At 68.5% G+C, this 24,814-nt stretch carries 26 protein-coding genes and 3 tRNA genes; 7 read left to right on the top strand and 22 right to left on the bottom strand.

Going from position 1 to position 24,814, the window contains the following annotated elements; genetic code table 11:
- Positions 1-177: 177 nt before the first annotated feature.
- The 8 genes from rplA to rlmB form a co-directional block, all read right to left on the bottom strand.
- Positions 178-876 (bottom strand): 50S ribosomal protein L1, encoded by a 699-nt coding sequence (rplA, locus tag ABS73_RS07600; RefSeq protein ID WP_277018867.1) that lies wholly within the window; start codon positions 874-876, stop codon positions 178-180.
- Between the two features lie 2 nt (positions 877-878).
- Positions 879-1,331, bottom strand: coding sequence for a 50S ribosomal protein L11 (rplK, locus tag ABS73_RS07605; protein ID WP_136855466.1), 453 nt, complete (start codon positions 1,329-1,331; stop codon positions 879-881).
- A gap of 78 nt (positions 1,332-1,409) precedes the next feature.
- Positions 1,410-1,946 (bottom strand): transcription termination/antitermination protein NusG, encoded by a 537-nt coding sequence (gene nusG, locus ABS73_RS07610; protein WP_136855465.1) that lies wholly within the window; start codon positions 1,944-1,946, stop codon positions 1,410-1,412.
- 173 nt (positions 1,947-2,119) lie between these two features.
- Positions 2,120-2,314 (bottom strand): preprotein translocase subunit SecE, encoded by a 195-nt coding sequence (secE, locus tag ABS73_RS07615; protein WP_131574571.1) that lies wholly within the window; start codon positions 2,312-2,314, stop codon positions 2,120-2,122.
- Between the two features lie 94 nt (positions 2,315-2,408).
- Positions 2,409-2,484: transfer RNA gene (locus tag ABS73_RS07620), tRNA-Trp, on the bottom strand.
- A 73-nt stretch (positions 2,485-2,557) separates the two neighbouring features.
- A complete protein-coding gene (locus tag ABS73_RS07625; RefSeq protein ID WP_277019562.1) occupies positions 2,558-2,989 on the bottom strand; it encodes a CoA-binding protein in 432 nt (143 codons plus the stop codon).
- 205 nt (positions 2,990-3,194) lie between these two features.
- Positions 3,195-3,599, bottom strand: a complete 405-nt coding sequence (locus ABS73_RS07630; RefSeq protein WP_277019564.1) for a YHS domain-containing (seleno)protein — start codon at positions 3,597-3,599, stop codon at positions 3,195-3,197.
- A 90-nt stretch (positions 3,600-3,689) separates the two neighbouring features.
- Positions 3,690-4,493 (bottom strand): 23S rRNA (guanosine(2251)-2'-O)-methyltransferase RlmB, encoded by an 804-nt coding sequence (rlmB, locus tag ABS73_RS07635; protein WP_277019566.1) that lies wholly within the window; start codon positions 4,491-4,493, stop codon positions 3,690-3,692.
- 124 nt (positions 4,494-4,617) lie between these two features.
- Here rlmB and ABS73_RS07640 point away from each other — a divergent pair.
- Both ABS73_RS07640 and ABS73_RS07645 read left to right on the top strand, forming a co-directional pair.
- Positions 4,618-4,701: transfer RNA gene (locus tag ABS73_RS07640), tRNA-Tyr, on the top strand.
- Between the two features lie 137 nt (positions 4,702-4,838).
- Positions 4,839-5,837: a GT-B fold glycosyltransferase domain-containing protein gene (locus ABS73_RS07645; RefSeq protein WP_277019567.1), complete on the top strand. Its 999-nt coding sequence runs from the start codon at positions 4,839-4,841 to the stop codon at positions 5,835-5,837.
- A 3-nt stretch (positions 5,838-5,840) separates the two neighbouring features.
- Here ABS73_RS07645 and mgrA read toward each other — a convergent pair whose 3' ends face one another.
- The 4 genes from mgrA to queF form a co-directional block, all read right to left on the bottom strand.
- Positions 5,841-6,875, bottom strand: coding sequence for an L-glyceraldehyde 3-phosphate reductase (gene mgrA, locus ABS73_RS07650; protein WP_277019569.1), 1,035 nt, complete (start codon positions 6,873-6,875; stop codon positions 5,841-5,843).
- Positions 6,862-7,125 (bottom strand): DUF3253 domain-containing protein, encoded by a 264-nt coding sequence (locus ABS73_RS07655; RefSeq protein WP_277019570.1) that lies wholly within the window; start codon positions 7,123-7,125, stop codon positions 6,862-6,864. Before ABS73_RS07655 ends, mgrA begins: the two co-directional genes overlap by 14 nt.
- On the bottom strand, positions 7,122-10,058 hold the full coding sequence (gene ileS, locus ABS73_RS07660) for an isoleucine--tRNA ligase (protein WP_277019572.1): 2,937 nt from the start codon (positions 10,056-10,058) through the stop codon (positions 7,122-7,124). Before ileS ends, ABS73_RS07655 begins: the two co-directional genes overlap by 4 nt.
- A 156-nt stretch (positions 10,059-10,214) precedes the next feature.
- Positions 10,215-10,676 (bottom strand): preQ(1) synthase, encoded by a 462-nt coding sequence (queF, locus tag ABS73_RS07665; protein WP_277019574.1) that lies wholly within the window; start codon positions 10,674-10,676, stop codon positions 10,215-10,217.
- A gap of 101 nt (positions 10,677-10,777) precedes the next feature.
- On the opposite strand from queF, the gene ABS73_RS07670 reads away from it, so the two are divergent.
- A complete protein-coding gene (locus ABS73_RS07670) occupies positions 10,778-11,176 on the top strand; it encodes a group III truncated hemoglobin (RefSeq protein WP_277019575.1) in 399 nt (132 codons plus the stop codon).
- Here ABS73_RS07670 and ABS73_RS07675 read toward each other — a convergent pair.
- From ABS73_RS07675 to ABS73_RS07695, 5 genes are all read right to left on the bottom strand, one after another.
- Positions 11,173-11,805 carry a trimeric intracellular cation channel family protein gene (locus ABS73_RS07675; RefSeq protein WP_277019576.1) on the bottom strand — a complete coding sequence of 211 codons (633 nt, stop codon included), beginning with the start codon at positions 11,803-11,805 and terminating at the stop codon, positions 11,173-11,175. The genes ABS73_RS07670 and ABS73_RS07675 overlap by 4 nt on opposite strands.
- Positions 11,802-12,251, bottom strand: coding sequence for a ribonuclease HI (gene rnhA, locus ABS73_RS07680; RefSeq protein WP_277019578.1), 450 nt, complete (start codon positions 12,249-12,251; stop codon positions 11,802-11,804). Before rnhA ends, ABS73_RS07675 begins: the two co-directional genes overlap by 4 nt.
- The gene (locus ABS73_RS07685; protein WP_277019580.1) at positions 12,244-12,849 is read right to left on the bottom strand and encodes a glutathione S-transferase family protein; all 606 of its coding nucleotides are present in this window, start codon (positions 12,847-12,849) and stop codon (positions 12,244-12,246) included. The genes rnhA and ABS73_RS07685 overlap by 8 nt, the downstream gene beginning before the upstream one ends.
- 72 nt (positions 12,850-12,921) lie before the next feature.
- Positions 12,922-13,881 (bottom strand): 4-hydroxy-3-methylbut-2-enyl diphosphate reductase, encoded by a 960-nt coding sequence (gene ispH / locus ABS73_RS07690; RefSeq protein WP_277019581.1) that lies wholly within the window; start codon positions 13,879-13,881, stop codon positions 12,922-12,924.
- 107 nt (positions 13,882-13,988) lie between these two features.
- On the bottom strand, positions 13,989-15,419 hold the full coding sequence (locus ABS73_RS07695) for a cobyric acid synthase (RefSeq protein WP_277019583.1): 1,431 nt from the start codon (positions 15,417-15,419) through the stop codon (positions 13,989-13,991).
- A gap of 105 nt (positions 15,420-15,524) precedes the next feature.
- Here ABS73_RS07695 and secG point away from each other — a divergent pair, with 105 nt between their 5' ends.
- The 4 genes from secG (at position 15,525) to ABS73_RS07715 (ending at position 19,007) form a co-directional block, all read left to right on the top strand.
- On the top strand, positions 15,525-16,118 hold the full coding sequence (gene secG, locus ABS73_RS07700; protein WP_277019585.1) for a preprotein translocase subunit SecG: 594 nt from the start codon (positions 15,525-15,527) through the stop codon (positions 16,116-16,118).
- Between the two features lie 149 nt (positions 16,119-16,267).
- Positions 16,268-17,911: a CTP synthase gene (gene pyrG / locus ABS73_RS07705; protein ID WP_277019586.1), complete on the top strand. Its 1,644-nt coding sequence runs from the start codon at positions 16,268-16,270 to the stop codon at positions 17,909-17,911.
- A gap of 38 nt (positions 17,912-17,949) precedes the next feature.
- Positions 17,950-18,495 carry an MrcB family domain-containing protein gene (locus ABS73_RS07710; protein WP_277019695.1) on the top strand — a complete coding sequence of 182 codons (546 nt, stop codon included), beginning with the start codon at positions 17,950-17,952 and terminating at the stop codon, positions 18,493-18,495.
- A gap of 53 nt (positions 18,496-18,548) precedes the next feature.
- Complete coding sequence (locus tag ABS73_RS07715; RefSeq protein WP_277019587.1) at positions 18,549-19,007, top strand: hypothetical protein; 459 nt, start codon at positions 18,549-18,551, stop codon at positions 19,005-19,007.
- Between the two features lie 6 nt (positions 19,008-19,013).
- Here ABS73_RS07715 and ABS73_RS07720 read toward each other — a convergent pair whose 3' ends face one another.
- From ABS73_RS07720 to ABS73_RS07740, 5 genes are all read right to left on the bottom strand, one after another.
- Positions 19,014-20,894, bottom strand: coding sequence for an outer membrane protein assembly factor BamB family protein (locus ABS73_RS07720; RefSeq protein WP_277019589.1), 1,881 nt, complete (start codon positions 20,892-20,894; stop codon positions 19,014-19,016).
- On the bottom strand, positions 20,891-21,184 hold the full coding sequence (locus tag ABS73_RS07725; RefSeq protein WP_286693425.1) for a hypothetical protein: 294 nt from the start codon (positions 21,182-21,184) through the stop codon (positions 20,891-20,893). The genes ABS73_RS07720 and ABS73_RS07725 overlap by 4 nt, the downstream gene beginning before the upstream one ends.
- Positions 21,185-21,332: 148 nt before the next feature.
- Positions 21,333-21,408 (bottom strand) — tRNA-Thr (locus ABS73_RS07730).
- Between the two features lie 91 nt (positions 21,409-21,499).
- Positions 21,500-23,281 carry a heme biosynthesis protein HemY gene (locus ABS73_RS07735; RefSeq protein WP_277019593.1) on the bottom strand — a complete coding sequence of 594 codons (1,782 nt, stop codon included), beginning with the start codon at positions 23,279-23,281 and terminating at the stop codon, positions 21,500-21,502.
- Between the two features lie 10 nt (positions 23,282-23,291).
- Positions 23,292-24,710: a COG4223 family protein gene (locus ABS73_RS07740; protein WP_277019594.1), complete on the bottom strand. Its 1,419-nt coding sequence runs from the start codon at positions 24,708-24,710 to the stop codon at positions 23,292-23,294.
- Between the last annotated feature and the right edge of the window lie 104 nt (positions 24,711-24,814).

Below are 24,814 nucleotides of genomic sequence, written 5' to 3' on the forward strand. Positions count from 1 at the left end.
GCCGGGTCGGGTCCGTTAGGGCAAGATCACCCGAAGGTCGGAACCTTCGGAAAAACGCTTCCCCATCTCAGGAAGGACATTAAGCAAGGTTTCCCCCGCACCCTCCGTCTCGGACAGGACAGGGCCGCGTGCGGCCCCGCCATCCCCTGCCCTTTCAGGCAGGGAAATCCTGTGGTCTCAGTTGGCGGTCGCCGAAACGACGTCCACCGACACGCCCGGACCCATGGTCGAGCTGATCGAGACCTTTTTCATGTAGGTGCCCTTGGCACCCGTCGGCTTGGCGCGGCTGACCGCGTCCACGAAGGCGCGGAGGTTCTGGGCCAGCTTGTCCTCGTCGAACGAGACCTTGCCGATGCCCGCATGAACCACGCCGGCCTTCTCGGCCTTGAACTGGACTTCGCCACCCTTGGCTGCTTCGACGGCCGATTTCACGTCCATCGTCACGGTGCCGACCTTGGGGTTCGGCATCAGGTTGCGCGGGCCCAGGATCTTGCCCAGACGACCGACCAGCGGCATCATGTCCGGCGTCGCGATGCAACGGTCGAACTCGATCTTGCCGGACTGGATGGTCTCCATCAGGTCCTCGGCGCCGACGATGTCTGCACCAGCGGCCCTGGCTTCGTCAGCCTTGGGGCCACGGGCGAACACGGCGACGCGGACGTCCTTGCCGGTGCCTGCGGGCAGGGTCACCACACCACGGACCATCTGGTCGGCGTGACGCGGGTCGACGCCAAGGTTCAGCGCGATCTCGACGGTCTCGTCGAACTTGGCCGAAGCCGAGGTCTTGACCAGCTTGATGGCGTCCTCGACGGTCAGGTTGGCCTTGCCCTCGAATGCGGTGCGGGCGGCGGCTTTTTTCTTCGACAGTTTTGCCATGATCAGCCCCTCACCTCGATACCGATCGAACGGGCCGAGCCGACGATGATCTTCATCGCGGCGTCGATGTCGTTCGCGGACAGGTCCTTCATCTTGGTCTCGGCGATCTCACGGATCTGCTTGACCGTCACCGAACCGGCATTGGCACGGCCCGGCTTGTCCGAACCCTTGGCGCGGTTGCGCTTGCCCACGGGCTTCAGGCCAGCCGCCTTCTTCAGGAGGAAGGACGCCGGGGGCGTCTTCGTCTCGAAGGTGAACGACTTGTCGGCGTAATAGGTGATGACGACGGGCACGGGCGAACCCTGCTCCATCTCCTGGGTCTTGGCGTTGAATTCTTTGCAGAACGCCATGATGTTGATTCCGCGCTGACCCAGAGCCGGGCCGACGGGGGGCGACGGGTTCGCCTGACCCGCCTTGATTTGCAGCTTGAGGCTGCCGACAACTTTCTTGGCCATCTGGCCTTCTCCTTATCATCACGCCCCGTGATGCGGGGCCGACTTAGCGGTGCGGCACAAGGGCCTCCCGCAGTTGCATCACGCGGTCTTGGAGACCTGCGTGAATTCCAGCTCGACCGGCGTGGGCCGGCCAAAGATCGACACCGTCACCTTGATGCGCGAGGAAATCTCGTCGATCTCCTCGACCATGCCCGAGAACCCTTCGAACGGGCCGTCGGTCACGCTGACCTTCTCGCCCACGTCAAAGCGGATCAGGTTGCGCGGCGCCACCGGCTCACCGTCGCCGGTGCGGTGCAGCATCATGTTCACCTCGTCGTCGCGCATGGGCATCGGCTTGCCCTGCGCGCCCAGGAACCCGGTGACGCGGTTGATCGAATTGACCAGGTGATAGGTGCGATCCGACATTTCCATGTGGACCAGCACATAACCGGGCATGAAGCGCCGCTCGGACGTGACCTTCTTGCCGCGGCGGATCTCGATCACTTCCTCGGTCGGGACCAGCACCTCGTCGATGTGATCCTCAAGACCCTTCTCGGCGACGGCCTGGCGAATCGCCTCTGCGACCTTCTTTTCGAAGTTCGACAGGACGCTGACCGAATACCAACGCTTTGCCATGTCTCGATCGACCCCTGCTCATCTTTTCGGGAATCACGCGCGGACGCGCCAACCCTTTGAATTCCATAACGTCCGAAAATATAGATATCGGCGCGCATGCGCATTCGATGCACGCCGTGTTCCCGGACAGTCGGGGGCAGATACCGCCCCTGCCGGGAAATTGCAACCCCCGATCAGCCGCTGATCAGGCGCAGCCCCTGCGTCAGACCGGTGCGGATCGCCAGGTCGACCAGGAAAAAGAACAGGCTGGTGATCGAGGCAAAGATCAGCACCATGATGGTGGTGGTGATCACCTCGCGGCGCGTCGGCCAGGTGATCTTGGCGGCCTCGGCACGGACCTGGTTGATGAACTGGACGGGATTGGCCACGGGCGGCTCCTTGAGCAGATGCGAGGCTGGGTCTAGCGCCATGACGGCGGCACTGCAACCCTGAACGGCGCAGGTTGCTGATGGCGGAAGGACCTGGCAGGGGCAGGGGGACTCGAACCCACGACCCTCGGTTTTGGAGACCGATGCTCTACCAACTGAGCTATACCCCTGAGGTCGGGCCTGATTAGAACCACCCCGCGCGGGCGTCAAGCAGATAAGCGCGCCCTGCCCGCCGGGCCACCGTCACAGAAACCGCGGAAACTCGATCTTGGGGCAGCGGTCCTGGACCACGGTCACCCCGGCGGCGCGTGCCCGCGCGGCGGCGGCATCGTCGCGCACGCCCAGCTGGGTCCAGATGACGCGCAGGTCCGGCAGATGCGCCAGGGCCTGATCCACGATCGCCCCCACCGCATCCGACCGGCGGAACACGTCGACCATCTGCACCCCAGCATCTGCGGGAATTTCGGCCAGCGTGGCGTGGACCGTCTCTCCCAGGATGGTGCCGCCGGCATGGCCGGGATTGACCGGGATGACGCGAATGCCCTGCGACTGCAGATAGCGCGCAACGCCCCAGCTGGGGCGCGCCTCGTTGGGCGACAGGCCCACCATGGCGATGACCCGCGTGTCGCGGGCGATGCGCGCGATGTCCTGATCCTCGGCCGTCTGAATATCCATGATCCCCTCCTGCATGCCCCACACCTCCGGGTTGCAGCCTCTCATAGAAAAAGCGCCCGGTCCATGATGGCCGGGCGCAAGTCGCGGAACGAGGGACAGTGATCTGGACATGACCGTTCCGGGGTCATGCCATGAGATGTAAATGGGCATCAGCCACAAAAGTTCCAGAGCGATCGCGGTTTCGTGATTCGCAGGCCCTCTGCGGTCATTCGCGCCAGATCTGGCGCGCGGCCTGGGTGATCCCCGAGGGGTCCTGCATCAGGCGGCGTTCCGCGGCCCCCGATTCCAGCAGGTACAACCGCCCGCCCACCAGTGCGAAATGGCGCGGATCACCGGGCTGGGGCCGCCCCTCGACCACCGAAACCGGGCACATGCCGCCCAGAGCCGGCGCATAGCTGCGGGGATCGGCCTCGAACCGGGCGCGATTCTCCTCCGAGGAGAAGTGCCACAGCTGACCGCGCCACATGGTCGCGATGTCGCTGCGCCCCGGCAGGGCGCGGCCCGCCTGCGCATAGCCCACCGGGTCGAACCCCCCCACGGCCCAGTCCTGCGCCGCCGCAGGCAGGGCGGGCACCAGGGTCAGCAGAAGGGACAGGGCAAGGGCACGCATGGCGACTCGGGCGTTAGGGGTCGGGCCTGTGTGACACCTGCCGCACCGAATCTCAACGCGCGTGACATAATCGTCGCAGCGATGTGATATTCAGGCACGCCCCGCCGCATAAAGCGCCACCGCCGCGGCATTCGACACGTTCAGCGACCCGAAATCGGCCGCAAAGGGAATGCGCGCGACATGATCGCAGGTCTTCATGGTCAACTCTCGCATGCCGGGCCCCTCGGCGCCCAGCACCAGGCAGACCGCGCGGCCCGACAGGTCCGACATCAGATCGGGCAGCGATTCGGTGCCGGTGCCGTCCAGGCCGACCAGGATAAATCCCATGTTCTTCAGCTGGGTCAGCGCCTCGGCCAGGTTCGGCACGCGCAGATAGGGCTGCCGCTCCAGCGCGCCCGACGCGGTCTTGGCCAGCGCCCCGGTCTCGGGGGCCGAATGGCGCGAGGGCGCGATGACCGCGCGGGCGCCGAACACCTCGGCGCTGCGCAGGATCGCGCCCACGTTATGCGGGTCGGTCACCCGGTCCAGCGCGACCAGCAGGGGCCGCGTCTCTCCGGGGGCCTCGCGCAGCGCGACCTCGGACAGGCTGCCCCATTTCAGCGGCTTGACCTCCAGCGCGGCGCCCTGATGCACGCTTTCGGCGGCCAGGCCCACGGTCTTGTCGAAGATGCGCGGGTCGGTGATCTCGGGCTCCATCCCGTGCAGGTCGCCAAGGCGGGTGACCGCGTTCTGGGTCACCACCAGGCGCAGCTTCTCGCGCACGGGGTTGGCCAGCGCGTCGCGCACGGCATGCAGGCCGAACAGCCAGACGGTCTCGGCGGCGGCGGCGCGGCGGGCGCGTTCCTTGTCGATGACCCAGGTGGGTTTCTTGGGGTTTGCCGGTCTTTCGGCCATGCGCGGCCTCCTTTCGTCGTCCCCCCTTCTGTGCGCGGGACGGGCCTGTCGCGCAAGCCCCGGAAATGTGCTTGACGCCCCCCGGCGGGGCAGCTAATCACCCGGCACGCCGAAAGCGATCGGCGGGCGACGTGCTGCAAGGTGCGGCAGCGGACTGTAACTCCGCCGGGGAGACCCACGCCTGGTTCGATTCCAGGGTCGCCCACCATTCCCCTCCCCCGACATCCTTCCGGCGACCCCGCTGCGGCGCGGCAATAAAACCGCCGCACAGGTCCGGCAGGGGGTTTTGCTGCGGCCTTGCCCCGGCTAATCTTCCCGCATCATCACGAGTGCCGGGGTTATCAAGTGCCAGCCAAGAAACACAAACAGCCCAATCTGCTGATCGTGGGGCAGGCCGGGCGGCTGGAATACGAAGCCGTGATCTTCATGGCCAGCCTGCGGGCCCATGCCCCGGATTGGACCGGCCGCGTCATCATCGCCGAACCCACCCCCGACGGCGCCTGGAGCGGCCACGACACCGCCATCTCTCAGCCGTGCCGCGACCTGCTGACCGGGTTTGGCGCCGAGATCCTGCCCTTTACCGCACGCCATTTCGGCGCCGCCTATCCCCAAGGCAACAAGATCGAGGCCCTGGCCCTTCTGCCCGCGGGCGAGCCGTTCCTGTTCTTCGACACGGACACGCTGATCACCGGCCCGCTGGACCAGGTCCGTCTGGACCCGAGCCGCCCCTCCGCGTCGATGCGCCGCGAGGGCACCTGGCCCAAGCCGCCGCTGTACGGCCCCGGCTATCAAGCCATCTGGCGGTCGATCTATGACCGCTTTGGCGTGCCCTTCGACGACACGCTGGACCTGTCGCAGCCGGACGAGCACTGGGAACGCTATCTGTATTTCAACGCGGGCTGGTTCTTCGGCGCCGATCCGGCGGAATTCGGGCGCCGCTATCTGGACTGGGCGCTGGCGCTGCGCGACACGCCGCATGACGAACTGGCCTGCCAGGTCATGGACCCCTGGCTGGATCAGGTGGTCCTGCCGGTGGTCATCGCCAGCCTGGGCGGCGGGCGCCCAGGGCCGGCCCTGGCTGGTCTGGATGGCGACATCACCTGCCATTACCGCAAGCTGCCGCTGCTTTACGCGCAGCATTCCGACGCCGCCATCGCCGCCCTGGAATCCGCCATCGCCCCGCGCGAGATCAAGCGCGTGCTGCGCGAATGGGAACCCGCGCGCAAGCTGGCCTATCAGGAAAAGGGCCGCCAGAAGGTCCGACCCATCTTTGCCGACCGCCCCGGCGCCCCGGAGCGGATGATTCGCAACCAGCTCAAGGCGCGGGGCTGGTGGCTGGTCTAAGGCCTACTGCCCTGCCCCTTCGGATGACTGCGCCCAGATGTTGACGTCGCCCATCGCGGACAGATCGTCGATGCGGGCCAGCTCATCCGCGGTAAAGTCGCGGTTCTGCAGCGCCCCCACGCAGTCGCGCACCTGTTCGGCCCGCGACGCCCCGATCAGCGCACTGGTCACGCGGTCATCGCGCAGCACCCAGGCCACGGCCATCTGCGCCAGGCTCTGACCGCGGCTGGCGGCCAGGTCGTTCAGCCCGTTCAGGCGGGCGATCATCTCGTCACTCAGCCAGTCGGGCGACAGCGATTTACCCTGCGCTGCGCGGCTGTCCTGGGGCACGCCGCCCAGGTATTTCGACGTCAGCATCCCCTGCGCCAGCGGCGTGAAGACGATGCCGCCCATCCCCTCCTCCGCCAGCGTGTCCAGCAGGCCGTCGTTTTCCACCCACCGGTTCAGCATGTTGTAGCTGGGCTGGTGGATGATGCAGGGCGTGCCCAGATCGCGCAGGATCGCCGCCGCCTGCCGGGTGCGCGCGCTGTTATAGCTGCTGATGCCGACATACAGCGCCCGGCCCGACCGCACGATATGGTCCAGCGCGCCCATCGTCTCCTCCAGCGGGGTCTCGGGGTCGAAACGGTGCGAATAGAAGATGTCGACGTAATCCAGCCCCATCCGCTTCAGCGACTGGTCGCAGCTGGCGATCAGCGACTTGCGGCTGCCCCAGACGCCATAGGGGCCGGGCCACATGTCATAGCCCGCCTTGCTGCTGATCACCAACTGATCGCGCAGCCCGTGGAAGTCGGTCCGCAGGATCTCTCCGAACGCCTCCTCGGCGCTGCCGGGGGGCGGGCCGTAGTTGTTGGCCAGGTCGAAATGGGTGATGCCCAGATCGAATGCCGTGCGGCAGATGTCGCGTTTGGTCTGGTGGGGCGTGTCATGGCCGAAATTGTGCCACAGCCCCAGGCTGATCGCGGGCAGCTTCAGGCCCGTGCGGCCACAGCGGCGGTATTCCATGCGGTCATGGCGGGTGGGGTCAGGGTGATACATCGGGGTCCTCCTTGGGGGGCGGGGCCAGGCGGATCGGCCCGCGCGGATCGGGTCCGGCCGGACGGCCCTTTTGCGTGACGGCGATGCGCCCCTCGACCGCCAGATCCAGCGCGATGCGGCGCAACGGCTCCATCAGCGGACGCCAGTCGGCGGCCAGGTCGCGGGCCACCTGGCTGGGACAGCAGGTGGTGCCCGGCCGCAGCCGGGCGACCTGCGCAAGGATGGCCCCGCGCAGGTCGTCATCGGTCATCCCAAGACGGCATCGCAGCGCGCGCAGACGCCGGGATGCCGGTGCGTGCCGACATCGGGCAGGATCTTCCAGCAGCGCTGGCATTTCTCGCCCTCCGCCGTCTCGAAGACGACGCCGATGCCGGGGGCCTCGGCCATGCGGAACGCCTCGGTGGGCGCGGGGTCCGCGGTCAGCGACAGGTCCGAGGTGATGCACACATCCGCAAAGGCCACCCATTTCAGCGCGGCCAGCATGTCCGCATCCTCGACATGGACGACGGGCGCGGCCTCCAGGCTGGCGCCGATGGTCTTGTCAGACCGCTTGACCTCCAGCGCGGCGGTCACCACGCGGCGGGCGCGGCGGACATGATCCCATTTCGCGGCCAGCGGCTCGTTCAGCCAATCGGCGGGGGTCGGCGCAAAATCGTGCAAGTGCACGCTGTCATCGTCGGACGGGAAACGCGACAGCCAGACATCCTCCATCGTGAAGGGCAGGATCGGCGCCAGCCAGGTCACCAGCCGGTGGAACAGCAGGTCAAGCACCGTCCGCGACGCGCGGCGGCGGTCGCTGTCCGCCGCGTCGCAATACAGCGCATCCTTGCGCACGTCGAAATAGAAGGCCGACAGATCGACGGTGCAGAACTGGAACAGCGTCTGGAACACGCCCTGGAAATCAAACGCCGCATAGCCCTTGCGGACCTGATGATCCAGCTGCGCCAGCCGGTGCAGCATCCACTGCTCCAGCTCGGGCATCTGCGCGGGTTGCACGCGTTCGGCCTCATCAAACCCCGCCAGCGCCCCCAGCAGGAAGCGCAGCGTGTTGCGCAGCCGGCGATAGCTGTCGGCGGTGCCCTTGAGGATCTCGGGGCCGATCCGCTGGTCAGCGGTATAATCGGCCTGCGCCACCCACAGGCGCAGGATGTCGGCGCCGTATTGCTCGATCACCTTGGCGGGTACGATGGTGTTGCCAAGCGATTTGGACATCTTCATGCCCTTCTCGTCCAGCGTGAAGCCATGCGTGACCACGTTGCGATAGGGCGCGCGGCCCTTGGTGGCCGACGCCTGCAGCAGCGAGGACTGGAACCAGCCGCGATGCTGGTCCGTGCCCTCCAGATAGACATCGGCGATGCCGTCCGGCGCGCCATCCTCGCGGTCGCGCAGAACGAAACTGTGGGTCGAGCCAGAATCGAACCACACGTCCAGCACGTCCATGACCTGGTCATAGGCGTCGGGGTCCACGATCCCCTCCAGCATCCGCGCCTTGAAGCCCGCGCTGTACCAGACATCCGCGCCCTCGGCCTCAAAGGCCGCGGTGATGCGGTCGTTCAGGCGCGCGTCGCGCAGCAGGAAGTCGTCGTCCGTGGGCTTGGCCCCGCGACGCACGAAGCAGGTCAGCGGCACCCCCCAGGCCCGCTGGCGCGACAGGACCCAATCGGGGCGGTTCTCGACCATCGAATGGATGCGGTTGCGCCCGGTCTGGGGCCACCACTTGACCAGTTGGTCGATGCTGGCCAGCGCCCGCGTGCGGATCGTGTCGCCATGCGCGCCCATGCCGTCGTCCAGCGGCTTGTCGATGGCCGCGAACCATTGCGGCGTGTTGCGATAGATCAGCGGCGCCTTGGACCGCCAGCTGTGCGGATAGGAGTGCTTGATCTTGCCCTTGGCCAGCAGCGCGCCGGACCAGGCCAGCTGCTTGATCACGCTGACATTGGCGGGACCGTCCTTGCCGTCCGGCGCCACGATCGCCTCTCCGCCGAACAGCGGCAGATCCTTGCGATAGCTGCCGTCCGGCTCGACATTGTAGGTCATCGGCAGCTTGAAGCGCAGGCCCAGCTGATAGTCGTCATCGCCATGGCTGGGCGCGGTATGGACAAAGCCCGTCCCCGCCTCGTCGGTGACATGATCGCCGGGCAGCATGGGGACGTCATAGTCCCACTCGCCCGCGCCCCCCTCGACCCCGCGCAGGGGGTGCATAAGCCGCATTTTTTCAAGCTGAGTAGCAGGGACGCTTCGCACTCGTGTGAATGTTTCAACTTTCGCTGACTTCATGACGGCATCGGCCAATGCATCAGCCAAGATCAGCTTTTCGCCTGCAACGGCTGTAGAGTTGTCAGCGACGGTATCAACGACATACAGACCGTACTCAATGCTCGGGTTGAACGCGACAGCACGGTTTTGCGGAATCGTCCAAGGCGTGGTGGTCCAGATGACGACTGACGCACTTTGAAGTTCATCATTTGACGCCTGGACCAGATCAGGGCTATTGCCCGAACTCACGGCAAATGACGGCTTGAACCGCACCCAGATCGTGTGGCTGGTGTGGTCATGATACTCGACCTCGGCCTCGGCCAGGGCGGTCTTTTCCACGGGCGACCACATCACGGGCTTGGACCCTTGATAGAGGGACCCGTTCATCACCAGCTTCATGAACTCGGCGGCGATGACGGCCTCGGCGTGGAAATCCATCGTCAGATAGGGCCGGTCCCAAGCCCCGGTGATGCCGAGGCGCTTGAACTCGTCGCGCTGGATGTCGACCCATTCATCGGCGAAACGGCGGCATTCCTGGCGGAACTCGACCATGTCGACCGCGTCCTTGTCGCGGCCCTCCTTGCGGTACTTCTCCTCGATCTTCCATTCGATCGGCAGGCCGTGGCAATCCCAGCCCGGCACATAGCGCGCATCGAAGCCCATCATCTGATGCGACCGCACCACGATGTCCTTGATGGTCTTGTTCAGCGCGTGGCCGATATGCAGATGTCCGTTCGCATAGGGCGGGCCGTCATGCAGCACGAAGGGCTTGCGCCCCGCCGCCGTTGACCGCAGCCGGTCATAGACGCCGATGCGCGCCCACCGCTCCAGCCATTCGGGCTCGCGGGCGGGCAGGCCCGCGCGCATGGGGAAATCGGTCTGGGGCAGAAAGACGGTGTCGCGGTAATCGGGGGTCGCGTCGCTCATGGGGGCGGTCCTTTGTCGGTCGTTCTCGCACAGGCAAACCCGGCGGCGCGAAACCTCACGCCGCCGGGCTGCTAATTCGAATGCGGGACGCCTGAAAAATCATGGCCCCTCTATAGAAACTGACCGACGGCCCCGCAAGCCGCCTCAGCCGCGCCTTCAGCCTCGGCCGCGATAGGTCGGCACGCCCTGATCGGGCAGCCACAGGCCCGCAGGCGCGGCGCCCGTCTGCCAGAACACGTCGATGGGCATGCCGCCGCGCGGATACCAATAGCCGCCGATGCGCAGCCACTGGGGCTCCAGCAGGTCGGCGATGCGGCGCCCGATGCCCACGGTGCAATCCTCGTGGAACGCGCCGTGGTTGCGGAAGCTGCCCAGGAACAGCTTCAGCGACTTGGATTCCACCAGCCAGTCGCCGGGGACATAGTCGATGACCAGATGCGCGAAATCGGGCTGGCCGGTCAGCGGGCACAGGCTGGTGAACTCGGGCTGGGTGAAGCGCACGGCATAGGTCTGGCCGGGCTGCGGGTTGGGCACGCGCTCCAGCACGGCCTGTTCGGGCGATTGCGGAAGGGGCGTGTCGGCCCCCAGCTGGGTCAGCGCGTCGGTGTAATGGGACATTCAAGGCTCCTGTTTTGACCGGGTGGGCTGCGACCGGTGGCCCCCCATAAGCCCGCGCGAAACCCCTTGCAACCGGGCGGCCCCTGTCCCAGATGCGACGGATGGACCCCCGTTTCGACATCACCGAGGCCGAGATCGCGCGCGTGGTCGCCGTCTTCTACGGCGCCGTGCGCCGGCACGAGGTGCTGGCCCCGATCTTTGCCGAACATGTCGGCGACTGGCCCGCGCATGAGGATCGCATCGCCGCCTTCTGGAAGGGCGCGATCCTGCACAAGGCGGGCTATAACGGCAGCCCGATGCGCGCGCATCTGTCGGCGGGCAATGTCCGCCCCGAGCATTTCGAGATCTGGCTGGCGCTGTTCGACGAGGCGTTGCGCCGCACCCTGCCCCCCTGGTCGGCCCGCGCCTGGTCGCAGATGGCGCATCGCATCGGCCAGGGGCTGCGCGCCGGGGTGCAGAACATCGACGCGGGCCGCGCGGGGCCGCCGGTGCTGCGCTAGCGGCGCGGCGGGCGGGGCCGATACAGCGGCAGCCGCCAGCCGAATGTCAGGCTGCCCGCGCGCAGCACCCAGACCACGACCGCCCCCGCGATCAGCGCCTCGGCCCGCGCGACACCCAGCCAGTCCAGCACCACCGCCGCAACCGCGCCCCCGAATGCCGCGGTCAGATACAGCTCTCCCTGCTTGAAGATCAGCGGCACCTCATTGCCCACGACATCGCGCATCAGCCCGCCAAAGGTGCCGGTGGCGATGCCCATGATCACCACGATCATCGGGGGCGAGCCCATCTCCATCGCCACGCCCGCCCCGGCGGCCACCGCCACGGCCAGCGCGACGCTGTCCAGCCAGACCAGCCAGCGCTGGCGGCTTTCCAGCAGATGCGCGGTCCAGAACACGACCAGCGCCGCCCCCGCCGCCAGCAGCACATAGGAGGGGTTGGCGACCCAGAACACCGCCTCGCGGTTCAGGATCAGGTCGCGCAGCGTCCCACCCCCCACCGCCGTCAGCGCCGCCATGAAGACAAAGCCCACCGGGTCCAGCTGCGCCCGGCTGGCCACCAGCGCCCCGGTCAGTGCAAAGATCAGCACCGAGCCGTAATCCAGCACTGTGACCAAAGCATCCAGGTTCATTTGAACGGCGCCATGCCCGCGCGGGCCAATTCATCGGCGCGCTCGTTCTCGGCATGTCCGGCATGGCCCTTGATCCAGCGCCACTCGACCTTGTGCGCAGCCTGGGCGGCGTCAAGCCGCTGCCACAGCTCGACATTCTTGACGGGCTTGCGGTCGGCGGTCTTCCAGCCGTTGCGCTTCCAGCCGTGGATCCATTGGGTCACGCCGTTCTTGACGTAATTGCTGTCGGTCACGATCACGATCTGGCTGGGGCGGCTCAGGGCCTCCAGCGCGCTGATCGCGGCCATCAGCTCCATGCGGTTGTTGGTGGTCTGCGCCTCGCCGCCCTGCAGCTCGCGCTCCTTGACCACGGTCGCGCCGTCCAGCGCGCGCATCAGGACGCCCCAGCCCCCGGGGCCGGGATTGCCGCTGCAGGCACCGTCGGTCCAGGCGAACAGGTCAGGCATCGATCGTCACATGCCCCGACAGTGCCGCGACCCTCTCCAACCACGCCCCGATCGCCGGAAAGCGCGCCATGTCGAACCCGCCCCGGCTGCCCGCGCTGTGGGTGTAGGCATAAAGACATATGTCGGCCAGGCTGGCCGCATCGCCTGCCAGCCAGTCGCGCCGCGCCAGATGCGCCTCCATGATGCCCAGCAGCCGATGCCCCGCCTCCAGCAACGCGGCCATCCGCTCGGGCGTGGCGTCCGCGGCCCGATGCGGATAGCAGGCCAGCGCGGCCCGCACGGCGATCACGCCCTCGTGCTGGTTCTGCTCCCAGAACATCCAGGCCAGCATCTCGGCCCGCACGACCGCATCCGTGGGCCAGAACCGCGTCCCCTCACCCAGCCAGCATAGGATCGCATTCGATTCCGGCAGCAGCCGCCCGTCGGACAGCTCCAGCACGGGCGCCTTGCCAAAAGGCAGCCGCCCGTCCCGCTGCGCCGCCTCCAGCGCCAGGCTGCCATATTCGACGGCCACGATCGCGCAATCGCGCCCCAACAGCGCCAACAGCAGCCGCACCTTGTAGCTGTTGCCGGAGGACGGCATGGAATAGAGTCTCACGGGAAACCCCTTCTTCTTCATGAAAATATCCCGGGGCCCGGGGCAGAGCCCCGGCGCTCTCCGCCTCAGCCCTCAGGCCACGGCCTCGCGCAGCACACGCGGCACCTTGAACTCGACCCGCTCGACCGCGGTCTCGACGATCTCGACGGTCACGTCGTAACGGTCGTGAAAGGCGTCGATGACCTCGTTGATCAGCACCTCGGGGGCGCTGGCCCCGGCGGTCACGCCGATGCTGCGGATGCCGTCCAGCGCGCGCCAGTCGATCTCGGCGGCACGCATCACCAGCTGCGCATAACCGCATCCAGCGGCCCGCCCGACCTCGACCAACCGCTTGGAGTTGCTGGAATTCTCGGCCCCGATCACCAGCAGCGCATCGACATGCGGCGCCACCGCCTTGACCGCCGCCTGGCGGTTGGTGGTGGCATAACAGATGTCCTCCTTGGCGGGGCCCACGATGGCGGGGAAGCGCGCCTGCAGGGCGGCGACCACGGCGGCCGTGTCGTCCACCGACAGGGTGGTCTGGGTGATGAAGGCCAGACGCTCGGGGTCGCGGACCGTGATGCCGGCGACATCGGCGGCATCCTCGACCAGGATCACCTCGCCTTCGGGCAATTGCCCCATGGTTCCAAGGACTTCGGGGTGCCCCTCATGGCCGATCATGACCATCTGCAGCCCCGCCGCGTGGTGGCGTTCGGCCTCGATATGGACCTTGCTGACCAGCGGGCAGGTCGCGTCCACATAGACCATCTGGCGGCGCTGCGCCTCGGCCGGGACGGCCTTGGGCACCCCATGGGCCGAGAAGATCACCGGCCGGTCATCGGGGCATTCGTCCAGTTCCTCAACGAAAACAGCGCCCTGTTCGCGCAGTTGATCGACGACGTATTTGTTGTGGACGATCTCGTGGCGGACATAGACCGGGGCGCCCCATTTCTGCAGCGCCATCTCGACGATCTTGATCGCGCGGTCGACGCCGGCGCAAAAGCCGCGCGGCGCGGCCAGATAGAGGGTCAGGGGGGGCTTGATCTGTTCCATGCCCCTCAGGTAGCGCGAAGCCCCGCTTTCGTCCAGCACCAGAAGGTCACAACCGCTGCACCACGCGTGCACAGCCTGTACACCGACAACGCACGCTGGCTTAACGATCAGCGCGCAACGCCCAGCAGGCGGGCCACGTCCAGATGCGCCTCCAGATGGAGGGCCAGATCGTCCAGCGCGGCGTCCACCCCGGCCTCGTATCCCGGCTGCGACTGGGCGCCCATCCGCGCCAGGAACGCGGCCCGGAAGGCATCGTCCGAAAAGAGACCGTGAAGATAGCTGCCCATGACGCGGCCATCGGGGGCGGTCGCGCCATCGGCATCGGGGACATGGGCAAAGGCGCGGGCGCAATCGGGGCCGTCGGTGCGGCCCATGTGGATCTCGTAGCCTGAAACAGGCTGGCCCATCGCGGTGCCGGTCACGCGGATCACGCGCTTGTCGGCGGACATGACGGTGGCCACGTCCAGCAGACCCAGCCCCGCCACCTGCCCCGCCACCCCGTCCGCGCCGGAGGGATCGTCGATCACCCGGCCCAGCATCTGATAGCCGCCGCAGATGCCCAGCACATGGCCGCCGCGCCGGTGATGCGCGGCCAGGTCGATGTCCCAGCCCTGCGCGCGCAGGAATGCCAGATCGCCCAGGGTCGATTTCGTGCCCGGCACGATCACCAGATCGGCGTCGCCGGGGATCGCCTGACCGGCGCGCAGCATGGTCAGGCGCACGCCGGGTTCGGCGGCCAGCGGGTCCAGATCGTCGAAATTGGCGATGCGCGACAGGGTCAGGCAGACGACGTGCAGCCCCGCGCCGCGCCCCTGGCGCAGATCGACCGCATCCTCGGCGGGCAGGCGATGCGCGCCCGCGAACCACGGCACCACGCCAAAGCCGGGCCAGCCGGTGTGGCGTTCGATCAACTGATAGCCGTCATCGAACAGGCGCGGATCACCGCGGAACTTATTGACCAGGAAACCCCGGATCATCGCCGCATCCTGCGGGTCGATCACCGTCTGGGTGCCGACGATCTGGGCGATCACCCCGCCGCGGTCGATATCGCCCGCCAGCACCACGGGCACCCCCGCCGCGCGGGCGAATCCCATATTCGCGATGTCGCCGGGGCGCAGATTGACCTCGGCCGGGCTGCCTGCGCCCTCGACGATGACCAGGTCATGGGCGGCGGACAGACGGGCAAAGCTGTCCAGCACGCCGGTCAGCAGGCGCGGCTTCATCGCCTGATAGTCGCGGGCCTGGGCGCGGCCGATGGCGCGGCCCTGCAGGATGACCTGGCTGCCCATCTCGGTCTCGGGCTTCAGCAGGACCGGGTTCATGTCGGTCAGGGGCTCCAGCCCGCAGGCGCGGGCCTGCAGGGCCTGGGCGCGGCCGATCTCTCCGCCGTCCGCGGTCACGGCGGCGTTGTTCGACATGTTCTGCGGCTTGAAGGGCGCGACGGACAGGCCCCGCCTGCGGGCCGCGCGGCACAGGCCCGCCACCAGCACCGATTTGCCCACATTCGACCCGGTGCCCTGGATCATCACCGCCGTCATTCGATCACCCCCCGCCAAACACCGCGCGCATGAGGGACAGTCTTGCTTGCCATCACCCTGATCGGTGACTAGATAGGCGCGTCCGCAAATGAAAGGCCGAAAGCCGTGGAAAACGTCATTCTGACCGTCCATCTGATCCTGGCCCTGGTGCTGGTCGGGGTTGTCCTGCTGCAGCGTTCCGAGGGGGGCGGGCTGGGCATGGGCGGCGGCGGTGGTGCCGGGGGCGGCGTGATGTCGGGCCGCGCGGCGGCCAACGTGATGACCCGCGCCACCTGGATCCTGGGCGTGGCCATCTTTGCGACCTCGCTGACGCTGACCATCCTGGCGGCCCGCAGCGCGTCCAACAGCTCGATCATGGACCAGTTCGGCGGCACGGCCCCGGCCAGCCAGCCCGCGGGCACCCTGCCCGGCCTGCCCGCCTATACCCCGCCGCCCACGACCGAGGGCAACCCGCTGGTCCCGCCCAGCCCCGACGCGGCCACGCCGCCGGCCGCACAGACCCCGCCGGCCGACGCAGCGGCAACGGAGGCGCCCGCCGTGGTGACGCCCCCCGCGGCCGAGGCCCCCGCCGTCGTGACCCCGCCTGCCCCTGCGGCCGAGGCGCCCGCAGCCGAGGCCCCCACGGAGGCACCGGCCGCCGACGCGCTGACGCCCCCGGCCCCGCAGACCGAGGAACCGGCCCCCGCGCCGGCCAACTGAGCGACATGACATCCGGGGGCGCGATGACCGTCGCCCCCTCATCCACTTGCGGTCCGTTGCGGCCACGGGGCGAATCGGTTATTTCGCAAGTCCCGTGGTCATCGTCATTCGGACCGGCCGAACCTGAACTGCACATCACGGGGGCCTTCATGGCGCGTTACATCTTCATCACCGGCGGCGTCGTGTCGAGCCTTGGCAAGGGGCTGGCATCGGCGGCACTGGGGGCGCTGCTGCAGGCGCGGGGGTTCACCGTCCGGCTGCGCAAGCTGGACCCCTATCTGAACGTCGATCCCGGCACGATGAGCCCGTTCGAGCATGGCGAGGTCTTCGTCACCGATGACGGCGCCGAGACCGACCTGGATCTGGGGCATTACGAACGGTTCACTGGCGTGGCCGCGCGGCGCACCGACAGCATCAGCAGCGGGCGCGTCTATTCCAACGTGCTGGAGAAGGAACGCCGGGGCGAATACCTGGGCAAGACCATTCAGGTCATTCCGCACGTCACCAACGAGATCAAGGACTTCCTGTCGATCGGCGACGATGAGGTCGACTTCATGCTGTGCGAGATCGGCGGCACGGTGGGCGACATCGAGGGGCTGCCCTTCTTCGAGGCGATCCGCCAGTTCATCCACGAACGCCCGCGCGGCGAATGCATCCTGATGCACCTGACGCTGCTGCCCTATCTGGCCGCCAGCGGAGAGCTGAAGACCAAGCCGACCCAGCACTCGGTCAAGGAGCTGCAGTCCATCGGTCTGGCCCCCGACGTGCTGGTCTGCCGGTCCGAGCATCCGATCCCGGAGAAGGAGCGCGCCAAGATCGCGCTGTTCTGCAACGTGCGGCCCGATGCGGTGATCCCGGCCTATGACCTCAAGACGATCTATCAGGCGCCGCTGGCCTATCATCGCGCCGGTCTGGACCGGGCTGTGCTGGACGCCTTCGCGATCAGCCCCGCGCCGCGCCCCGACCTGTCGCGGTGGGAGGATGTCATGGACCGGCTGGAGCATGCCGAGGGCCAGGTGAACATCGCCATCGTCGGCAAGTACACCCAGCTGGAGGACGCCTATAAGTCGATCTCGGAGGCGCTGACCCATGGCGGCATGGCCAACCGGGTGCGGGTCAAGGCGGATTGGGTCGACAGCGAAAAGCTGGAGGGTGACGGCGCGCATCTGCTGGACGGCTATCACGGCATCATCGTGCCCGGCGGCTTTGGCGAACGCGGCACCGAGGGCATGGTCACCGCAGCGCGTTACGCGCGTGAGAAGAAGGTGCCCTATCTGGGCATCTGCTTAGGGATGCAGATGGCCGTGATCGAGGCCGCGCGCAATCTGGCGCAGATGCCCGATGCGGGGTCCGAGGAGTTCGACCACGAGGCCGGGCAGACCCGGTTCACCCCCGTCGTCTATCACCTGAAGGAATGGGTGCAGGGCAATTACACCGTCAGCCGCAAGGTCGGCGACGACAAGGGCGGCACGATGCGTCTGGGGTCCTATACCGCAGTGCTGACCGAAGGGTCGCGCATCTCCGAGGTCTATGGCGGCGCGACCGAGATCGAGGACCGCCACCGCCACCGCTATGAGGTGGACGCCACCTATCGCGCACAGCTGGAGGCCGCGGGCCTGCGGTTCTCGGGCATGTCGCCGGATGGCAAGCTGCCCGAGGTCGTGGAATATGCCGACCACCCCTGGTTCATCGGCGTGCAGTCCCACCCCGAGCTGAAGTCCAAGCCCTTTGCCCCCGCGCCGCTGTTCGCAGGGTTCGTGCGCGCGGCGATGGAGGAAGGGCGGCTGGTCTGACCGCCGCCTGGCCCGACCGGCTTGACGCCGCGCTGTCCCTGACGGCGCGGCGTTATGCGTTCGAACGCGCGCGGCCCGTGGCGGGCAATCCGCTGGCCGGGTTCTTTCGCCGGGACGTGGCGGCGATGGGCCGCGCAGCCATCGCGGCGCGTCCGGAACGCCTGCTGGTGCGGGCCAGCACCGGTGCTCCGGGCTGGGCGGCGGTGCCGTGGCTGGCGTTCTTTGCGCCGCAGGTGACGCGCAGCATGCGGCATGGGCTGTATGTGGCGGTGTTCGTGAATGCGCGGGACGAGGGCGTGGTGCTGTCGTTGCAGCACGGGGCGGCGGATGCGCTGCGCCTGCATGGCCCGGGCGCGGGGTTGCGGCATCTGCGCGCGCAGGCGGCGGCCACGCGGGCGGCGTTGCCGGGGCACGGGTTTCGCGCGGGGCCGGTCGATCTGGGCTCGCCCGCAGCCCTGCCGCAGGGCTATCAGGCGGGCTGCGCGGTCTGGGACGCCTGGTCCGCACGCGACGGGGCGTTGGAGGGGTTCGATGCGGCGCTGGTGCGGATGCTGGATCTGTACCGCCTGCGGGTCGCGCCGTGACAGCGCGCCCCCGGCCCTGTAGGGTCGGCGGGCACTGCGCGAAAGGACCGCCGATGTTTGCCGCCTGGAAGCAGGAAAAGACCACCGCCGGGTTGGTCGCCGAGGCGCAGGCCCTGGCCGACAAGCTGGCCGGGACCAAGCCCCATATCGTCGAGGCCCATGCCGCCGCTGCCCTGCTGTGGCAGGCGATGTTCCGCGATCAGGGGCAGGATCTGCACAGCATCGCGACCTGGCCCAAGGCCAAGGCGGCGCGGTTCGCGGCCGATGCGCTGGCGCGGATCGCAGTGCTGCGCAAGGCGCGGGAATACGACAGCAGCGACGGGTTGGCCGTCTGGATGCACAGCGCCCGCACCGTGGCCGAGCCGCGCATCGCGGTCCCCGTGCGCCAGATCTGGGCGCATCTGGCGGCGGTGGGGCCGAACGCGGCCTCGATGGCCGAGGAGCAGATCGCCGAGGCCGGGCTGGCGCCGCACGGGCCGCTACGCATCCCCAAGGAATTTGACGCCGACTGAGCGCGCCTAGCGCGGCAGGCGATAGGCCACGGCCTGGTCCGAGACCTCGGGCTTGAGGATCGAGTTGCCGCCGACGGCAAAGACGACGTAATCGACCCCCTCATGGGTAAAGACCGCAGGGATCGAGACGGCCGGCGCCTCGACCAGGTCGGACCACAGCTCGCGGCCGGTGGCCGCGTCCAGCGCCCGCACGCGGGAATCCATCGACGCGCCGATGAAGACCACGCCCCCCGCCGTCACCACCGGCCCGCCAAGCGTGGGCGAACCCCAATCCCCCAGCCCGTAAAAGCCGTGGAACTGCGCCTTGCCAAAGGGCACCTCATAGAGGGTCTGGCCCGTGGTCAGGTCGATGGCCGAGAAGGTGCCGAAGGGCGGCGCCCAGCACGGCATGCCGGCCCAGTTGCTCCAATCGGTCAGGTGGATGCCATAGGGCGCGCCCTCCTGCGGGTGATAGCCCTCCTCATTGCCGCCCTCGCGGGCCTCGCTGTCGTATTCGTCGCGCGGGATCAGGTGGATCAACTGGACGATGCGCGAGGCGTTCACATAGAGGATCGCGCGGTCCGGATCGACCGAGACGCCGCCCCAGTTGGTAGCGCCCGCCGTGCCGGGAAAGAACAGCGTGCCCTGTTCCGACGGGGGCGTGAAGATGCCCTGATAGAGGTATTTTTCGCGGTCGCGCGAGCATTGGCCCAGGCTGACGACATCCGACAGACGCCAGACCGGCGGCAGCTCCAGCGGGTTGCCGACGGGGGTGGGGGTCATGGCAAAGGGCTGGGTCGGCGCGGTCACCTCTCCGGTGGCGGTGCTGGCGGGGACGGGGCGGTCCTCGATGGGGAACAGCGGCTCTCCGGTGCGGCGGTCCAGCACGAACAGGAACCCCTGCTTGGTCGCCTGGACCAGCGCGGGGATCATCTGGCCGTCGCGCGGGATGTCCACCAGCGTCGGAGCGGACGGGGTGTCGTAATCCCAGATGTCGTGGCGGACATGCTGAAAGGTCCAGGCGACCTCTCCGCTGGCGATGTCCACGGCGGTGACCGAGGTCGCAATCGGGATCGGATCGGTCCGCGCGCCGCCCCAGTAATTCGGGCTGGGAGACGAGACCGGCGCATAGACCAGCCCCAGTTCCGGGTCCGCCGTCATGGCGGTCCAGATATTGGCGGTGCCGGTGCGGTCAATCATCTCGGGCGGGATGAAGCTGGCCTCCCACAGCAGATCGCCGCTGCGGGCGTCGATGGCCAGCAGGTTGCCCGGCGGGGCGACGGAATATTCCCAATCGGCGCCCGCCCAACCCAGCAGCAACGTGTCGCCCACCACCAGCGGCGGCTGCAGCAGCGAAAAGGGGAACACGTCGTTGACGGTGTTCCACTGGTTCACGTTCAGCACGCCGCCATCGGCGAAATCGGCGCAGCGCTGGCCGGTTTCGGCATCGACCGCATGCAGTTCGGCATCCATCGTGCCCAGGAACACCCGCCGCACGCAGGGGCCGGTGTCGCCGCCGTTCCAATAGGCGACGCCGCGATTCTTCAGCGCGGGCTGGGTCAGCGGCTCCAGCGTCGAGGCGCTGTCATAGGTCCAGCGTTCCTCTCCGGTCGCGGGGTCCAGCGCCACGATGCGGTAGAAGGGCGTGCCCAGATAGAGCGTCCCGTCGGCATAGACCGGGGTGGCCGACCAGACCGTTTCCGCCAGATCGCCGCTGCCGTCCGACACGTCGCCGGTGCGATAGTCCCAGGCCCGCTCCAGCCGGCCCACGCTGTCGGGGGTCAGGCTGCGCGCGTTGGAGAACTTGGTCGAGGCCAGATCGCCGTGAAAGGCGGTCCAGCTGTCCTGCTGGGCCTGCGCGGCCGTGGCGGTCAGCAGCAGCGCTGCGGGAATCAGCGATCTGATCATCGGGGGGTCCGTTCGAAAAAGGGCGCGGCGATAAGCCCGGCGGCCCCGGCCAGCATTGCCGCCGCCAACAGCGTCTGCATCAGGAACACCGCCGCCAGCGCCGTCAGCAGCGCGGCCAGCACCGCCAGCGCGATCAGCGCCCTGCGCCAGCCCCGGCGCGGATGCGCCAGCGTCGCGATGCCCGCCAGTAGGGTCGCGGCGACGCTGCCCAGCAGGGCCAGCCCGGCGCCAAGCGTGAGGTCCACGCCGGTATTGCCGAAGGGCCCGGCAAAGGCGATGCCCGCCAGCACGGCACCGGCGGCAAGGAGAATAAGCGGGATAACGGAAAGGATGCGCATGTAAGGCCAACGGCGATCACGCGGAATTGTTCCCGCGCGCGCCAATGCAAAAGGGCCACCCCGGAGGGCGGCCCTTTTGGCAGGATGACCACCGGGAAGGTGGTGCCGGTGAAGGGACTCGAACCCCCGACCCCATCATTACGAATGATGTGCTCTACCAGCTGAGCTACACCGGCCGCTGGTCATGGCGCGCGGATAGCATCTTCGCGCCAAGGGCGAAAGGGGGCATGGCGGATTTTTTGCGCCATGCCCGGTGGGATGCGCCGGTCAGGGGCGCGTGCGACCCTCGGTCCAGTCGGCCTCGTCGGAGGGTTCGACATCGGGGCGGACCATGACCGGTTCGTTGACCGGTTCGGGTTTGGGTTCGGGCGCGGGTTCGGGATGCTCGGGCTGGGGCATCGGGTCCGTGACGGGGCCGGTCAGGTCGGGCACGGGTGCGTCCGGCGCTGCGACCGCGGGCTGCGGGGCGGGCGCTTCGACGCGCACGGGTTCCGGCGTGGTCACCGTGGAGGACGGGTGGTCATAGGCCACGTAATCGCTTTCGCGCGGGACCATGCCGGGGGCGACCTTCGGCTGTTCCACCCGGCGCGGTGCGGGGCCGGGCGGATGCGGCTGGACCGGGCTGCTGAGATCCGGCGCGTCGGCCAGGTCGGGCTCGGTCGGTTTGGGGCTGCCGACCAGCAGGGGCAGCATCTCGGCGCCGGTGGGGGTGGTGGCGCCGCTGCGGGGGCCGTCGGGCTCTTTCCAGCTCAGCGTGTCGAAACCGCCGCAGCTGTCGCAGACCGGGGCCCAGGCATGCATCACGTTGTGGCAGGTGTCGCAGCACCATTGCGGGCCGCGCGACGCCGACAGCGCCCGCGTCAGCCAGCCGCGCACGACGCTGTCATCCGCGCCCTCGCCGCGTTCAATGGCTGCCATGATCGACAGGGTGCGCACGGTCGGATGCTTTTCGGCCAGATCACCCAAGGCGCGGCGGGCGCCGGGAAAGTCCTCGGCGGCCAGCAGCAGCTCGGCCTTGAGCAGGCGCGATTCCTCGTGGTCGCGATTCTGAGAGATCAGCCGGTCAAAGCGCGCCAGCCGGGCGGCAGAGGATTCGTCGGGCACGATCTCGGCATAGGCGGCGGCCACGTCGGGATGCGGGCGCACCGACCAGGTCTTTTCCAGGATGCGCGACGCGTTGCGATAATCCTTTTGCGCGACATAGCTGCGCGCGGCCAGCACCGCCGCCGGGATCAGGTCGGGCGAGGCCTTGGCGGCCGAGATCGCGGCCTCGCGGGCGCTGATGGAGTTGCCCTTGGCCAGCACGTCGCTGGCCTCCTGCAGGGCCAGCACGGCGTCGCGGCGCAGCGCCACGTCCTTGGGTAGGTCGCCCTGATTGCGCTTGTCCTTGAGGGTACGGCGGGCGCCCTTCCAGTCATGCTCGCGGGTCTGCAGGTCCAGCAGGGTGTCCTGAACCTCCTTGTGGCGCGGCTTCAGCGCATAGGCCTTTTGTGCCAGCAGCAGCGCCTTGTGGGTGTCGCCCTCGGCCAGCTTCTGGCGCATCAGGCCGCGGATGCCCACAAAGCGGGTGCGGTCGTCATCCAGCAGCGTGCGATAGATGTCGATGGCGCGGCGGGTATCGCCCGAGGTCTCGGCCGCCTGCGCCGCCAGCAGGTTGGTCAGGTGCGGCTGGTTGAGGTATTTCGCGGCCCGCGCGGCCTTGTCCTGGGCCAGCTTGCCCTCGCCCGAGGCAACAGCCAGCATCCCCTCGCCAAAGGCGGCATAGCCCTTGCGCTCGCGCGAGCGGGCGAAGTGGCGGTTGATGGCGGTCTCGTCGCCGACCAGGAACCGAAGGACCGCGATCAGCAGACCCACCAGCTTGAAGATCAGCCAGGCGGCGATCATCAGCACGAACAGCGCTGCCAGCGCCTTGAGCGGCGACAGCGCATATTCCATGCCGCCATATTCCAGGCGCAGCACCTGCCCGGTTTCCGACAGCTGGACGGCCCCCAGGGCAAGCGCCAGGACGACCGCAAAGAAGAACAGAATTTTCAACAGCGACAACAGCATCGGACGACCCTCAATTCGAGCCCGAGGACAGGTCGGTCAATGCCGCCCGTGCCTGGGAATAGGCGGTTGCGCGCGACATCCAGTCGGCCATGGCGGGGGCCTGCATCGCGGGCTGTGGCAGGGCCTGCATCTGGGTCAGGGCGGCGTCGATACGCCCGGCCTGCACGTCGGCATCGGCGCGCGACAGGATCGCGTCAGCATCGTCGCCATCGCGCGGCGCGACAGAGCGGGCGCCGGTCTGGGCGCGCAGGAAATTGGTCAGCAGGTTGCCCTGACCGCTGGCGCTGCTGTCACGCAGGCTGGCGCGCAGGGCGGCGCGGGCGGCCTCGGGGAAATCGGTCTGCAATTCGGTCAGGCTGGGCACCGGGGTCTGCAGCGCGTCGGGCGTGTCCAGCCCCGCGCCTTCCAGCGCGGTGCGGGCCTGCTCGGGCGTCACGCCCGCGTCCAGCGCGGTCTGCAGCGCGGCGATGGCGGCCACGGCCTCGGCGCGGCGGGTGCTTTCGGCGGCGGCCTCCTGCAGGGCCTCGGCCTCGGCGCGGGTGGCGTCCAGGCTGGATTGCGCATCGGCGGCGGCGGTCTCGATCTGCTCCTGCAGGGCCTGGGCGGCCTCGGGGTCGAAGGCTGGGCGGGCGGACAGCTCGTCCAGGCGGGCCTGCTGCTCGTCCAGGCGCTGGCGCAGATCGGCCAGCTGGTCGGGATCGATCGCGGGGGCGGCGGCGATGGGGGTGTCGTCATCCGCGGCTGGCGTGTCGGCCTCGGGCGCGGTGGTCTCGGCCGGGGCCTGGGACAGGGCAGCAACCTGCTCCTCCAGCGCCTCGATGCGCGGCAGAAGGTCGTCGGGCAGGGCCGCGTCCGGTTGGGCCTGAGCCAGTTCCTCACGCGCGGCGTCGCGGCCTGCGGCAGCGGCGGCGTCGATCATCGCCTGCGGATCGGCGTCCTGCGCGTCACCGTTTGCGGCAACCGGGGCGGGCTGCCAGGCGGCGGGCAGGTGCGGCAGGGCATAGATGGTCGCGGCAGCGCCCAGACCGGCGGCCACGACGCCGCCCAGGGCCACGGGCCAGAAGCCCGTCTTGCGCACCGGCGCGGCGGCGGGCCGGGTGGATGCGCTGTCCGTAGGGGCGGTGCGGGGCGCGGGCGCCTCTGCATCCTTGGCCGCGAAGGGCGAGGGCTCGGCGGTGGCGCTGCGTGCGGCGGCCGGGGCCAGCCCGTCGGTGCCGTCGCCGACCAGCGTCGATCCGGCCGGGCGGACCCCTCCGGGCTGGCCGGCCTGGGCGGGGGTTCCGGCGCCGACCGCGACATGGTCGATCACGCCGACATGGGCGGGAATCCGACGGATCTCAGGTCCGGCATCGGCGGCAGAGCCCGCCGCGGGGATGGTGGAATCGCTGGTGGGGGCGGTGCCCCCGGTGGTGGTCTTTGGTTTCTTCACGTCCCTGTCCCCGTCTCATGCCCGAATGGGTCGCCCTTGCGTCTCCAGAAAGGGCCTGGCCGCGTGGGCATCCTGCGCAGCCTAATCAGCGCGGGCTGAACGCT

The sequence above is a fragment of the Paracoccus sp. SCN 68-21 genome, from assembly GCF_001724535.1.
Lineage (GTDB): Bacteria > Pseudomonadota > Alphaproteobacteria > Rhodobacterales > Rhodobacteraceae > Paracoccus > Paracoccus hibiscisoli.